This window comes from Polaromonas sp. YR568 (assembly GCF_900116715.1).
GTDB lineage: Bacteria > Pseudomonadota > Gammaproteobacteria > Burkholderiales > Burkholderiaceae_C > Polaromonas.
Genome location: NZ_FPBM01000011.1, coordinates 93,438 through 107,500 on the forward strand (window position 1 = coordinate 93,438; position 14,063 = coordinate 107,500).

The following is a 14,063-nucleotide window of genomic DNA, read 5'->3' on the forward strand; positions in this document are numbered from 1 at the left end:
CATGCCAAGCAAGCCGGCGTCGTCACGCGGCCTCTTCCGGGGTGCGCGGGCCGCCCGGGCCGCATGGGGCGCCGCCTTCCTGTTGCTGGCCGCGCCCTGGGCGATGGCGCAGACGACCTTCAACTTCACCGGCGCGCTGCAAACCTACACCATTCCCGCAGGGGCCGGCGGTATCCAGATCCAGGCGGCCGGCGGCGGCGGCGGCGGCGCCGCATCCGACTCTCCCGGCGCCGGCGGCAACGGCGGGCGCGGCACGAGGGCCACGTCGATTTACTACGCGGCCCCGGGCACCGTCATCAATGTGTATGTGGGCGGCGGCGGTGCTGAAGGCTATACCTCCACCGGCACGCACGATTGCACCAACTCGGCCGGCGCCGGCGGCTCGGCAGGCGGCGCGGGCGGTATTGCCGGCGGCAAGGCCGGCGAGGCCGGTTGCAATGGCTATTCAGGCGGCGGCGGCGGCGGTGGCGGCGCCAGCGTGGTCGCCACGGCTGCCAATGTGGCGCTGGTGATCGGCGGCGGTGGCGGCGGCGGCCAGGGCGGCGCGCTGAATGTGGCCGGCCGCGTGGGCCTGAACTCCCTGCTGACCGGCACGCTGCCTGGCAGCGTGGGCGGGGTTGGCACCACCACCACCGACGGTGGTGGCGGCGGCGGCGGCGGCGGCGGCTGCCCCGGCGGCGTGGGCGGCGCTTTTAACCCTGACAGCACGACACCCAACAACACCACCCAGGCGGGCGGCGGCAGGTCCTGCTCCAACACCGGCCTGGGCGTCGCAACACCGACGACAGCCGCCACGGGCGGCTTGGGCGGCACGGGCGCCACCGCCAATGCCAGCCCCGGCACGGCCGGCGCCGCCGGTTCCGTCACCCTCACGCCGCTGTTCCCGACGCTGAATATCACCAAGTCGGCGCCCACCCCGGCGCTGCGCGTGGGCACCAACAGCACCTACACCCTGACGGTCACGACCAGCGGCACGACGCCGGCCTATACAGCGCGTGTATTCGACCAACTGCCCACCAACATGACCTATGTGAGCGGCGTTGGCACCGGCTGGACCTGCAGTTCGGCCGCCAATGCAGGCGGCACGCTGGTGACCTGTGATTTTGTCGGCACAATCGCGGCCAGCGGCGGCACGGCCTCGGTGCAGATCACCGCCACGCCCACCAGCGTGACCAGCGTGACCAACCGTGCCTCGGTGGGCACGGGGGGCAACGCCCCGCCGACGGCCTCCACCTGCACGGCAGCCAACACGCCCAGCGCCGGTTGCGCGGCGCCGGTGACCAACGTGCCCACCATCGTGACGCTGGGCCTGGTCAAGTCGGCGCCCTCACCGGCGCTCAAAGTCGGCACCAACAGCGCCTACACGCTGACCGTCACCAACACCGGCACGGTGGCCACCACGACGGCGCGCGTCGTCGACCAGCTGCCCGCCAACATGACCTTTGTCAGCGCCACCGGCACCGGCTGGACCTGCAGCACCTCGGGCAACACGCTGGTCACCTGCGACTACACCGGCAGCATTGCGGCCACCAACGGAACCTCGGTGATCACCATCACGGCCACGCCCACCAGCGTGGCCAGCGTGACCAATTACGCCTCAACGGACCCGCGCGGCGGCACGGCCACGCCCACACCCACCACCTGTACCGCCGCCAATACGCCCAGCGCCGGTTGCGCGGCGCCGGTGACCAACACGCCCACCATCGTGATCCTGGGCCTGGTGAAATCGACGCCTTCCCCGGCTTTGCAGACCGGTGTGAACAGCGCCTACACGCTGACCGTGACCAACACCGGCACGATCGCCACCACCACGGCGCGCGTGCTGGACCAGTTGCCCGCCAACCTGACCTATGTGAGCGGCACCGGCACCGGCTGGACCTGCAGCACAGCGGCCAGCGGCGGCGGCACGCTGGTGACCTGCAACTTCGCTGGCACCATCGCGGCCGGCGGCGGCACCTCGGTGCTCACCATCACGGTCGCGCCGACCAACACCACCACGGCGATCACCAATTACGCGGCCGTCGACTCCGACGGCGGCACGGCGCCGCCGGTTCCCACCACCTGTACGGCCGCCAATACGCCGACCGACGGCTGCGCCGCGCCGGTCACCAGCAGCGTGGTGCTCGGCCTGGTGAAGTCGGCGCCGTCGCCCGCGCTCAGCGTAGGCATCAACAGCGCCTACACACTGACCGTGACCAACAGCGGCAATGCCGCGGCCACCACCGCCCGCGTGCTGGACCAGCTGCCCGCCAACATGACTTTTGTCAGCGCCACCGGCACCGGCTGGACCTGCACGCCCTCGGGCGGCACCCTGGTCACCTGCAACTTCAGCGGCGTGATCGCACCCGGCGGCACCGCCGTGATCACCCTCACCGCCACGCCCACCAGCTCGGCGTCGGTGACCAACTACGCGTCGGTCGACCCGAGCGGCGGCACCGCGCCGCCGACAGCCACCACCTGTACCGCAGCCAACACGCCCAGCGCAGGTTGCGCGGCCCCCGTTACCAACACACCGACCGCGCCCGTGCTGGGCCTGGTCAAGTCGGCACCTTCACCGGCGCTGCAGGTTTTCACCAACAGCGCCTACACGCTGACCGTGACCAACAGCGGCACCGCCGCGGCCACCACCGCCCGCATCCTGGACCAGCTGCCCGCCAACCTGACCTATGTGAGCGGCACCGGCACCGGCTGGTCGTGCTCGGCAGCCGGCGGCGGCGGCGCGCTGGTGACCTGTAACTACAGCGGCAGCATCGCCGCGGGCGGCGGCACCTCCTCCGTGGTGATCACCGTGACCGCCACCAGCAATGCGGCCACCACCAATTACGCCTCGGTGGACCCGACGGGCGGCACCACGCCGCCCACGCCCACCAGTTGTACCGCGGCCAACACACCCAGCGCGGGTTGCGCGGCGCCCGTCACCAGCACCGCCGGCCGGGGCATCACGGGCACGGTGTATGCCGACGTGAACCACAACAGCAGCCTGGAAGCCAGCGAGACCGGCATAGGCGGCGCCATTCCCCTGTTCGTCAAGCTGGTGCCTTTGTCCGGCGGCGTCTGCACCGGCCCCGCCGTGGCGTCGGCATCGGTCACCCTCAGCACCGGCGCCTACAGCCTGTCCAGCGTGCCAGAAGGCAGCTACTGCCTGGTGCTCGACGGCAACGCCACCCCCAGCGATATCGCGCCGGCTTACCCGGCAGGATGGATAGGCACCGAGAACCCCACGGGCGTGATCCAGCTGGCTGTCGGCGCGGCGCCGCCGTCGCCGAAAAACTTCGGCCTCTATAACGGCAGCTCGCTGAGCGGCAATGTCTTTGCCGACAACGGCACCGGCGGCGGCCCCAACAACGGCGTCAAGTCCGCCAGCGAACCGGGCCTGGCCGCCATCGCCGTCAACGCCATGCAGGGCGCGACGACGCTGGACAGCGAACCCACCGCCAGCGACGGCACTTTCATCCTCTGGATACCTGCTTCGGCCAGCGGCACCGTGGTCATCACGCCCGTGCTGCCGGCCGGCTACACCGCCACGGGCGGCTCAGCCGGCACCACCGGCGGCACCTACACCCGGCCCAGCGTGAGCTACACCGCCGGCTCAGGCGTGACCCGCACCGGCATCAGCTTCGGCATGGTGGCGCCCAACACCTTCGGGCCCAACGGCGCGCAGACGGCCCAGCCCGGCACGGTCGTGACCCACGCCCATACCTATAAGGCCGGCACCGGCGGGCAGGTCAGCTTCTCCATGCTGGGCACCGCCACGCCGGCCAGCCCCGCCTGGAACCAGGTGCTTTATCAGGACAGCAATTGCAATGCGGTGCTGGAAGCCAGCGAAACCCAGGTTCCGGTGCCGCTCACCGTCACCGCCGGGCAAACCGTGTGCCTCATCGTCAAGCAGTTTGTGCCCGCGGGCGCCGGCCAGGGCGCGCAAAACAGCGTCGCGGTGAGCGCCGCCTTTACCTACACCGGTTCAGCCCCGGCGCTGGCCGTCAGCACGCTGATCGTTACCGACATCACCACCGTGGGCCAGGCCGGTGACCTGGACCTGACCAAGCTGGTGAGCAACGTCACCCAGGCCATTCCCGCCGCGACCAGCGTGAACGCCAACCCGGGCGACACCCTGCAGTACACGCTGACAGCCACCAACAACGGCACGCAGCCGCTGTCCACGCTGTTTGTGAGCGACTCCACCACGGCTTTCACCGGTTTTGTTTCCGCAACCTGCCCGGGCGCGCTGCCCGCCGGCATCACCGCCTGCACGGTGACAACGCAGCCGGCCGTGGGCGCGCAGGGCGCGCTGAAGTGGACCTTCACCGGATCGCTGGCCTCAGGCGCGCAGCTGGTGGTTACTTACCGCGTCAAGGTCGACCAGTAGGTCCGGCCGGCCCGGGGTTTACAGCCCGCGTACCACGCCCGTGGCGCGCAGAGCCGTGACCCAGCTCTCGGGCAATTCGTCGGGCGAATGGCCGGAAGGAAATGAGAAGTACCCGTCCGCGTCGTTGTGCGCCAGGCGAAACCAGAAGGCGTCATCGCGCTTGAAAGAAACATAGGTGACGAAGACGTTGCCGTCTTCGGCGAACTTCTGCCTGTCGCCGTCCATGTAGCTGGTGGGCACGCCCAGATGGATGTGATCCCTCGGGCTGTTCTTGGGAAAGAAAGTGTTGGCCTGGGCCGGAACGCTGTAGCCGGCATTGGCCAGGGTCAGTTTGGATACCTGTAAATAGCGCATGGGTCTTCTCCTGTTCCTGTCGTTGAAAAAATGGGGTGTCCTTGCGGTTCAGGCCAGAATGGCCCGCGCCGCGCGAACGCCTTCGAAATACGCCGCCTGCAAGGTGCCGTAGCACTTCAGGTTGGTGGCTTCGCCCGCGAAGTGCAGCTTGCCCAGCGGCACGCCCAGGTCGCTGCGGGCCTTCAGCGCATCGGGGTCGTCCGGCCCGCCGCCTATGAAGGCGGTGTACGAATAGGCGCCGCCCGCGCTCGGGTCGTCGCTCCAGTTGGTGATGGCCTTGCCGTTGCTGTAATAGATGCTGTTGTCGTAGGCCTCCTTGAGGTTGGCCTTGAAGAGCGCATACACGTCTCTGTCTTCCATGCGGTCCAGCGCGGCGGCAAAGTCGCCCGCGGCGTGGGCCACCAGCACCAGTGGGTTGTGCGGCAAGCGGTAGTACTGCCAGACGCCCTCGGGCTCCGCCTCGATCAGGTAGTAATTGGTGCCGGGCTCGATATCGGCCGGCGCCACGCGCAATTGCAGCGCCAGTTTTTTGTACGAACCCAGGCGCAGAGCCTTCAGCGCGTTTTTATAGGCGGCGGGCAGGGCCGGCTCAAAGGTGATGGCGCCGCTGCCCAGCACCGACACCGGCACGGTGACGATGCAGGCGTCCACCGCCACGCTGCCGTTCGCGTAGGCCACGGTCACGCCGCTGTCGCTGTGGGTGATGGACGTGACGCGGGTGCCGAAGCGCGCCTTGTAGCGATCCCTGTGCAGGCCCGGCAGCAGCTGGCCGTAGGCCGAGACCAGCGTGCCGATGCCGCGCTTGACGAACAGGTTCGCGGAGCCGTCGCCCGGGCCTTCCCGCGCGCGGTCCGCCGCCAGGTACTGCCAGGTCTCGGCCGATTCGGTGAAAGGGCCGTAAGGCGAGGTCGCGTGGCCGAACATTTCCACCTGGGTGTCAAAGCGGGGCTTGGCGGCCACGACGACATTGGGTTTTTTCTTGGCGAGGTTGTAAGACGTCTTGATGCTTTTCACCACCGCCGCGACTTCCTCATCGGTCGTGGCGACGTCCTCCCACTCACCGTCCCTCTCGACTCGCAGCATGTACTCGTCTTCTTCCTCGATGGTCTCAAAACCCAGGTCTTTGGCAATCTGCGTCAGCGGATTGAGGGTCGGGTCCTGGATGTACTGCGCGCCCATGTCAAAGGCGAAGCCCGGAATCGAGGTGGTGTCGGTCGAAGCCCGCCCGCCATAGCCGCCGTCGGCCTCCAGCAGATGCACTTCGGTGACGTCTGGATCCCCCAGCAAGGTATATGCAGCGGCAATGCCCGCCAGGCCGCCGCCTACGATGGCTACTTTCATGGTGCAGTTCCTTGGTGCGCCGGTTTTGGCGCGGGTGCGCTGCGCGGCTTGGAACTTACTTTAGGGTTGGGGGGCGGTTGGGGCGATTACAGGGGATTACAGCCGCTGTGGTTGGTTGCGAAGCGGTTTTGGGCTTGTGAGGCGCCTGGCTGTTGAATTGCGCTGAAGTCTGACCCCCCGGGGGGCAGACTTCAGCGCAATTCAACAAATCAGCCTTGTTCAGATATTCCCTAGCTCCTTTGCATTCAGCAACGCGCCACAGCATGATCAGTGCACTTGTTCAGACATTCCCTAAAGTAGTCGCTGGCACTGAATATTCCGGATAGATTGACTAATTAGGCACGCTGATTGGTTGCCGAACCTTAAACATGCGTACCACTTCATACTCAATTCTGGCCGGGGACCATGAGGGGTTGAATTATTCAGGAAATGGCACTTCAATGGATTTGCGCTCGGGGTCGCGCAGGAACTGGAGGTATGTTTGGACGGCCAGCTTGAACTGGCCCAAGGTGACTTCACCACCTTTTTCGGGACCGTTTTCGCCGTACTGGAATTCGAATACCACGCCTTCTTTGCTCAACCAGCAGATATATGCATGGCCTTCCGCTTCGATTTCTTCTGTAGCCGTTTCAGCAGCGAACGCTTTTTCAAGGACGCCTTCTCCATACTCGACATCAATAAATTCATCTATCGCACCACACATGGTTTTGTAGGGAGAATCAATTCCAACAGCACCTTGAATCGAGCCAACTTCGATAGTCGAGCGCCAATATTCCCGACCCTCAGATACGACGATGGAACGAGGTTGACACCTAAGCCATAAATTCATACCGTGTCCTTCTTGACTATTTTCCAGTGGGATAGAAAGTGGTCCGCAAGGCACCAATGAAGAACTGTATCTCCAGACCACTCGGAGTCGTTCCAATATCTCCCGTACCATTTGACGCCGGTCTTCTCACCTTAAACGCCTGTGCCACCTCATACTCGATCCTGGCTTGGGACCATGAGGGGTTGGACTATTCAGGAAATGGCACTTCAATGGGTTTGCGCTCCGGGTCGCGCAAAAACTGAAAGTAAATTTGGAGCACTAACTTAAATTGAGCCAGCGTGATTTCGCCACCCTCCTCACCAAGCCCGTCATCAACGTAGCGCTCGCTAAACCCAAACTCGAACCAGAAAATAGTTTTGGTGGCATCAAATATGGCCGCCACAGCATCGTTTCCAGTGCTCGATTTAATGATTTCGCCTCGCTCGATTTGAGCAATTTTTTCCAGTCCGCTTTCTACAGAATGTAAAGAAAACCCACTAATCGCAGCGCACATCACTCGGAAAGGTAACGCGATGGCATCCCACATTACGCGTGCAGCCTTCTGACTGGGCATGTCTGAATCGATTACGCCAATATATTTACTATCCCACTTGACGCTGGGATCGTCGTCTGCGATGCACTGGATGGTTCGAGCTACCAATTTGTACGTCATGCTCAATTACCTATTGGATAAAAAGTAGTTCTGGCTGGAGTGGAATATCCCTGTATTTCTATCCCCGCAGGGCTTGTGCCGCGCCATTGATTGGGCACACTCGTGGGCTGCCTAACTTTAAATGCCTGCGCCACCTCATACTCAATCCGGGCCTGTGACCATAAGGGACTGAAGAAGGTGGAGGGCTGCAAATTTCCGACCTTATCGATTTTGTGGCTTGGCCATCTCGCCCTCCCTGATTCCGTTTTTTTCTTGGCGCCAAGCCGTGTACTTGAGGCAAGCGGAATTTTAGGTTTGGGCGGGAGCTCCGAAAGGAGTGTTACCTCGATTCAGCAAGAGAATTTTGCATTTGTGGGTCAACGGAAAGATCAGGCAACAGGCAGGTCGACAGGCTGGGCCTTTGAGGCAACAGAAGGCTATTAAATTAGTAGCTTCTTGCGCTCGTATTCATTGGCCTGGAGATTAAGGATGCTTAAATATTCCTTTAAAGCATCTCGTCTGGCGCAAATGGCCCAATCAGCTTGAGCATCAACTTCAAGCCCCAGCTTGCGTCCGGCTCCACCCGGGTGTCTTTCAGCGGCGACCCTTGGGGCGCCCGCCAGACCAGCTGGCCGTCTTCCAGCTCAACCCGGTACGCCCCGCCGGCCAGCGTCGGCTCAATCAGCTTTGTGGCTTCGGCTGAAATCGCGCGGTTGCGGATGACGATGGCGACTTCGCTGTTTTGCAGTTGTGAGCGCAGGTCCAGGTTCATGGAGCCGACGACCAGCAGGCGGTCGTCCATCACCACCACTTTGGAGTGCAGGCTGGCGCGTGAGCCGCCGGTGGAACCCCCGGTGGAGCCGCCGGCCAGGGCGGCGGAGCCGAAGCTGCTGAAGGAGCCTTCCTGTTCGGCGCGCATTTCATAGATTTCTATGCCCATCTCCAGCAAGGCCTTGCGGTAGCGGGCGTAGCCGACGTGTGCGGCTGGCGCGTCGTTGGAGGCGAGCGAGTTGGTTAGCACACGCACACGCACGCCGCGATGCCGCAGCTCGGCAAAACCTTTCATCATGCGTTCGCCGGGCACGAAGTAGGGCGAGACGATGAGCAGATTGCCTTTGGCCTGCGCCATCAGCTGCAGCAGGCCGTCGACGGCGGTGTCCTGGGATTCTTCGGTGGAGTCGGCGTCGGCGGCGATTTTGGAGGGTTTGTCGACCAGCAGCACCGAGGGCGCCCAGGTCCAGGTGAGAAGGCGCAGATCGGCCGAATCGGGCAGCGGCGCGATGGTCGTTGTGACGCCGCTGGGTGAGGTGGTGGTGCGTGTGGTGGTCGTGCTGTTGACGCTGGTGGCGGCGTCGGCATTCGATTTGGCAATCGCCGCCTGCGTGGTGGCGGCCAGCGTGGCGGGGTCATCCAGGTTCTTGGAGGGGCCTGGGGGCGGCAGCTTGAGCGCATCGATCTGCTCGGCTGTCATCAGCGATTGCACCGGATAGGCCAGCGGGTTGTTCCAGTACTGGTCAAAGCTGGCCGACAGGTCGCGCGCGATGCGGCCGGCGGCCAGCACGTCGATGTCGACAAAGTTGGTGCCTTCGCTCTGGCCGAAGTAGGTTTCGCCCAGGTTGCGACCGCCGGTGATGGCCACCGCGTTGTCGGCCACAAAGATCTTGTTGTGCATGCGCCGCTGCATGCGCGCGGCGTCTTTCAGATTGCCCAGGATGCGGAACATCAGCGAGCCGCGCCCGCCCGGGATGGGGTTGAAGAGGCGCAGCTCGAAGTTTTTCTCAAAAGCGAGCTTGAGCACCTGGGCGTTTTTGCCCGAGGTGTTGAAGTCGTCCAGCAGGATGCGGATGCGCACGCCGCGGCCGGCGGCTTCGCGCAGGGCTTCGAACATGCGTTCGGTGGTGTCGTCGGCAAAGATGGCGTAGTACTGGATGTCCAGCGTCCTTTGCGCCGCCTTGATCAGCGTCATGCGGCTGGTAAAGGCCAGCTCGGCATCGCCTACCAGCGCAAAGCCCGAGTCGTTGCGCGTGCCGGCCTTGGCGGCGCGGGCGGCGACCAGCGCGCCCAGCCGGGTTTCGGCCGGGTTGGCCAGGGCGGTGGAGACCGGCCGTTCAACCTCGCTGGGCAGCGAGGCGCAGCCGGCGAGCCACAGAGCGGTGAATGCGATGGCCAGCGCCGGCAGCACGCGCCGGAACGCCGGGAGGGAAAGCTTGCGGGGAAGCTTGCAGGAAAGGGCGCTGGGGGTGGTCGGCATGGTGCAGACCACTGTAGCGTAAGGAGATGTAGGGAATACCGGCGCCGCCTGCGCTGGCGGCTACTCTTGTTGTAGGAGCCCGGCTTGACTGCGCAAGCCGGGCATGTCTGCGCTAGTGGGCGCTTACGCTGGGCGTCTTAAGCCGACAGCGTTTCCCAGCGCTGCAGCGCCTCCATCAGCTCTTCCTCGATCTTGGTGTTGCGTGCATTGAGCTCCGCCGCCCGCTTGGCGTTCGTCGTGTAGAGCGTGCCGTCGTAAAGCTCCTGCTCGATGGCCTTTTGTTGCGACTCGAGCTGCTGGATCAGCGCCGGCAGGCCGTCGAGCTCGCGCTGCTCTTTGTAGCTCAGTTTCTTTTTGGCAGCCGGCTCGGCGGCGTTCTTGCCGGGCTGAGGCGTGGTTTTGCTGGCAGCTTTGGCGCTGGAAGGCGATGCGGGCGCTTTTGCGGCGCCGGTGATCTGCGCGGCCCGCTTGGACTGGGTGATCCAGTCCGTCACGCCGCCTTCGTACTCGCGCCAGAAGCCCGGGTTCTCGGGCGTGCCTTCATAGGCAATGGTGCTGGTGACCACGTTGTCCAGAAAGCGCCTGTCGTGGCTGACCAGGAAAACCGTGCCTTCGTAGTTTTGCAGCAGGTCTTCCAGCAGCTCCAGCGTGTCGATGTCCAGGTCGTTGGTGGGCTCGTCCAGCACCAGCACGTTGGCCGGGCGCGCAAAAAGGCGCGCCAGCAGCAGGCGGTTGCGCTCGCCGCCCGAAAGCGTGCGCACCGGCGAATTGGCGCGCGCCGGCGAGAACAGAAAGTCGGTCAGGTAGCTCTTGACGTGTTTTTTGGCGCCGTTGATCTCCACCCACTCGCTGCCGGGGCTGATGAAGTCTTCCAGCGTGGCGTCCAGGTCCAGGCTGTCGCGCATCTGGTCGAAATAAGCCACCTGCAGGTTGGCGCCCTGGCGGATCTTGCCGGGGGGCGTGGTCACGTCGGGCTGCAGCTCGCCCAGGATGAGCTTGAGCAGCGTGGTCTTGCCGGCGCCGTTGGGGCCCAGCAGGCCGACCTTGTCGCCGCGCAGCAGGGTGCCGGTGAACTTGTTGACGATGAGCTTTTCGCTGCCGGGGTGGCCGAAGCTTTTGCTCACATCGGTGAGCTCGGCGACGATCTTGCCGCTTTTCTCGCCGCTGGAAACATCCAGGTTGACGCGGCCGACGGCGTCGCGCCGCGATGCACGGCTTTCGCGCAGGACTTCCAGGCGGCCTATGCGCGCCACGCTGCGGGTGCGGCGCGCTTCCACGCCCTTGCGGATCCAGATTTCTTCTTGCGCCAGCAGCTTGTCGGCCTTGGCGTTGATGACGGCTTCCTGCGCCATCTGTTCTTCTTTTTGCAGCAGGTATTGGGCGAAGTTGCCGGGGTAGCTGTTGAGCTTGCCGCGGTCCAGCTCGACGATGACGGTGGCCACCTGGTCGAGGAAGGCCCGGTCATGGGTGATGGTGATGATGCTGCCGTTGAAATTGACCAGCAATTCCTCGAGCCAGGCGATGGAGTCCAGGTCCAGGTGATTGGTGGGCTCGTCGAGCAGCAGCACGTCCGGCTTGGCGACCAGCGCCTGGGCCAGCGCCACGCGCTTTTTGGTGCCGCCCGAAAGCGAACCGACGATGGCGTCTTTGTCCAGGTGCAGGCGATGCAGGGTTTCTTCGACGCGCTGCTCCCAGGTCCAGCCGTCCAAGGCTTCGATTTCTGATTGCAGGGCGTCGAGGTCGGTGTTTTCGTCGGCCGCCAGGTATTGCTCCACCACGTGCCTTGTCCTTGCCAGACCTGCGCTGGCAGCTATGAAAACAGTAGCGTGCGGATCCAGGCTGGGCTCTTGTGGCACGTAGGCAATGCGCAGGTTTTGCTGCAGCTGCAGCGTGCCATCATCGGGTTTTTCCAGGCCGGCGAGGATTTTCAGCAGGGACGACTTGCCCGTGCCGTTGCGGCCGATCAGGCCGATGCGCTGGTTGGTTTCAAGGGAAAAATCTGCGTGGTCCAGCAGCGCGACGTGCCCAAAAGCGAGTTGGGCGTCCAGTAAGGTAATAAGTGCCATAAGGGGGCAGATTATCCGCCCCTGTTGTGACGCGGCCTCTTTATAGGCCCTTCAAGGCCTTCCTTTGGCCGCATGGCTCCCTTTTGCACCATCTCTTAAATACAAGTTATTACGCAGGCAGCGGGTGTGGCGTCCGCGCCCTATCGCCTCTCAAGCCTCGTCGATATAGTCGTCCATTCCGGCGATCCGATCGCTGAAGGAGGGACCTTGGAGCTGCAAATCAACGGCCGGACCGTTCAGGCTGACGCCGACCCCGGCATGCCTTTGCTGTGGGTGCTGCGCGATGTGCTGAACATGACGGGCACCAAGTTCGGCTGCGGCGTGGCCGCCTGCGGCGCCTGCACGGTGCGGGTGGACGGCGCTGCGGTGCGGTCTTGCGCTGTGCCGGTGTCCGCCGTGGTGGGCAAACGCATCCAGACCATTGAAGCGCTGGGCACGCCGGACAAGCCCCATGCCTTGCAACTGGCCTGGATTGCGGAGCAGGTGCCCCAGTGCGGCTATTGCCAGTCGGGCATGCTGATGGCCGCTGCCGCCCTGCTGGATAAAACGCCCAGGCCGACGGACGCGGACATCGACGCCGCCATGACCAATATTTGCCGTTGCGGCACCTACCAGCGAATCCGGGTGGCCATCAAGCGCGCGGCGGGTGTTGCGCCCGGCGGTGCTGTGAAAAAGGCCAAGGCATGAAAAGAAGGGCATGGCTGCTGAGCGCGGCGGGAGGCGCGGGGGCCCTGGTCGTGGGCTGGTGCCTGCTGCCGGCCCGTTCACGCCTGGGCAGTGCCGCCAAGCCCTGGCCGGCCGGCGGTGAGCCCGACCTGACGGGTGTGGTTTTTAACGGCTGGATCAAGATCAAGGCCGACGGCGGCGTGGTGCTGGCCATGCCGCGCAGCGAAATGGGGCAGGGCGTGCACACCGCACTGGCCATGCTGGTGGCCGAAGAGCTGGATGTGCCCCTGCTGCGGGTGAGCCTGGAGCAGGCCGGCGCCGACACGATTTACGGCAACGTCGCCATGCTGGTCGGCAGCCTGCCGTTTCACCCCCTGGAGGTAGACGACTACTCGGCAGAGGGCGCGCCCCGCGTGCGCCCCGCCAAAGTCAGGGTGGGTGAATGGATGATGGGCAAGCTGGCCCGCGAGCTTGGCATCAATGCCACGGGTGGGTCTTCCAGCGTGGCCGATGCCTGGGAAGTGCTGCGAACGGCCGCGGCGACCGCGCGTGCGTCCTTGCTGGGGGCGGCTTCGCTGGACTGGAAACTGCCGGTGGATGAGCTGAGCGTCAAAAACGGCGTGATTTCGCATCCCTCGGGTCCGTCTGCCCACTATGGCGAGCTGGCGAAGTTCGCCGCCGTGACGCCGCCGGGCGAGGTGACCCTCAAAAACCGCAAGAACTGGACCTTGATAGGGCGCAGCGCCCCGCGCCCGGATATTCCGGCCAAGGTCAACGGCAGCGCTGTCTTCGGGCTGGATGTGCGGCTGCCGGGCATGTTGTATGCGGCGGTGCGGCTGTGCCCCATGCTGGGCGGCTCGGCGGGCGCGATTCAGGCGAATGCCGTTCTGGCGCAGCCGGGGGTGGAGCGCCTGGTGCGGCTGCCGGGTTATGCGGGTTCGACGGCCGGCTTGGCCGTGGTGGCGAAAACCTGGTGGCAGGCCCAGCAGGCAGCCCTGGCGGCGCCGGTGGATTGGCAGCAGCGGCCCGCCGGCGGGCTGAACAGCCGGGATATCGAAAAGGCGCTCGAGACTGCCTTGGGCCAGGAAGACGGCTATACCTTCTATATGAAGGGCGACACCGGCAAGGCCGAGGCGGGTGCTGCGCGGAAAGTCGAAGCGCTGTACCGGGCGCCTTATCTGGCGCACGCCACGCTGGAGCCCATGAACTGCACGGCACAGGTCAAAGACGGAAAAGTCTGGCTCTGGGCGCCCACGCAGGTACCGCAGATGGCTGTGGCTGTTGCCGCGCGTGTGGCCGGGGTGGCGGCGGAAGATGTTCACCTCACGGTCACGCTGCTGGGCGGCGGGTTTGGCCGCCGGCTGGAGGTGGACTGCGTGGCTCAGGCCGTGCGGGTGGCCTTGGAGTGCGGCGGAAGGCCGGTTCAGCTGATCTGGTCCCGCGAAGAAGACACCACGCACGACTTTTACCGGCCCATGCAGGTCGCCAGGCTCAGCGCGGTGGTGGATACGGACGGGCAAATCAGCCTGGCTATCAAGTCGGCGGGGGATGCCATCACC

At 64.8% G+C, this 14,063-nt stretch carries 10 protein-coding genes (1 of these 10 only partly in view); 3 read left to right on the forward strand and 7 right to left on the reverse strand.

Annotated features, from left to right (window positions below):
• The first annotated feature begins 1 nt into the window (after position 1).
• On the forward strand, positions 2–4,366 hold the full coding sequence (locus tag BM408_RS19895; RefSeq protein WP_092132150.1) for a beta strand repeat-containing protein: 4,365 nt from the start codon (positions 2–4) through the stop codon (positions 4,364–4,366).
• 18 nt (positions 4,367–4,384) lie between these two features.
• On the opposite strand, the gene BM408_RS19900 is transcribed toward BM408_RS19895, so the two are convergent.
• The 7 genes from BM408_RS19900 to BM408_RS19930 form a co-directional block, all read right to left on the reverse strand.
• A complete protein-coding gene (locus BM408_RS19900; RefSeq protein WP_092132151.1) occupies positions 4,385–4,720 on the reverse strand; it encodes a hypothetical protein in 336 nt (111 codons plus the stop codon).
• Positions 4,721–4,768: 48 nt separating this feature from the next.
• Entirely contained in the window at positions 4,769–6,061 is a 1,293-nt protein-coding gene (locus tag BM408_RS19905) for a flavin monoamine oxidase family protein (protein ID WP_092132153.1), read from the reverse strand.
• 418 nt (positions 6,062–6,479) lie between these two features.
• Positions 6,480–6,890 carry a hypothetical protein gene (locus BM408_RS19910; protein ID WP_139237385.1) on the reverse strand — a complete coding sequence of 137 codons (411 nt, stop codon included), beginning with the start codon at positions 6,888–6,890 and terminating at the stop codon, positions 6,480–6,482.
• Positions 6,891–7,077: 187 nt separating this feature from the next.
• Positions 7,078–7,542, reverse strand: coding sequence for a hypothetical protein (locus BM408_RS19915; protein WP_092132156.1), 465 nt, complete (start codon positions 7,540–7,542; stop codon positions 7,078–7,080).
• 2 nt (positions 7,543–7,544) lie between these two features.
• Positions 7,545–7,871: an EndoU domain-containing protein gene (locus BM408_RS23280; protein ID WP_092132157.1), complete on the reverse strand. Its 327-nt coding sequence runs from the start codon at positions 7,869–7,871 to the stop codon at positions 7,545–7,547.
• A 155-nt stretch (positions 7,872–8,026) separates the two neighbouring features.
• A complete protein-coding gene (locus tag BM408_RS19925; RefSeq protein WP_092132206.1) occupies positions 8,027–9,772 on the reverse strand; it encodes a phospholipase D family protein in 1,746 nt (581 codons plus the stop codon).
• Between the two features lie 137 nt (positions 9,773–9,909).
• A complete protein-coding gene (locus tag BM408_RS19930; RefSeq protein WP_092132159.1) occupies positions 9,910–11,838 on the reverse strand; it encodes an ATP-binding cassette domain-containing protein in 1,929 nt (642 codons plus the stop codon).
• Between the two features lie 207 nt (positions 11,839–12,045).
• Here BM408_RS19930 and BM408_RS19935 point away from each other — a divergent pair, with 207 nt between their 5' ends.
• Positions 12,046–12,525 carry a (2Fe-2S)-binding protein gene (locus BM408_RS19935; protein ID WP_092132160.1) on the forward strand — a complete coding sequence of 160 codons (480 nt, stop codon included), beginning with the start codon at positions 12,046–12,048 and terminating at the stop codon, positions 12,523–12,525.
• Positions 12,522–14,063, forward strand: partial view of a xanthine dehydrogenase family protein molybdopterin-binding subunit gene (locus tag BM408_RS19940; protein WP_092132161.1) — the 5' portion only. Its footprint extends 768 nt past the window's final position; the window shows 1,542 of its 2,310 coding nt (coding positions 1–1,542); its start codon is at positions 12,522–12,524; the stop codon falls past the right edge of the window. The genes BM408_RS19935 and BM408_RS19940 overlap by 4 nt, the downstream gene beginning before the upstream one ends.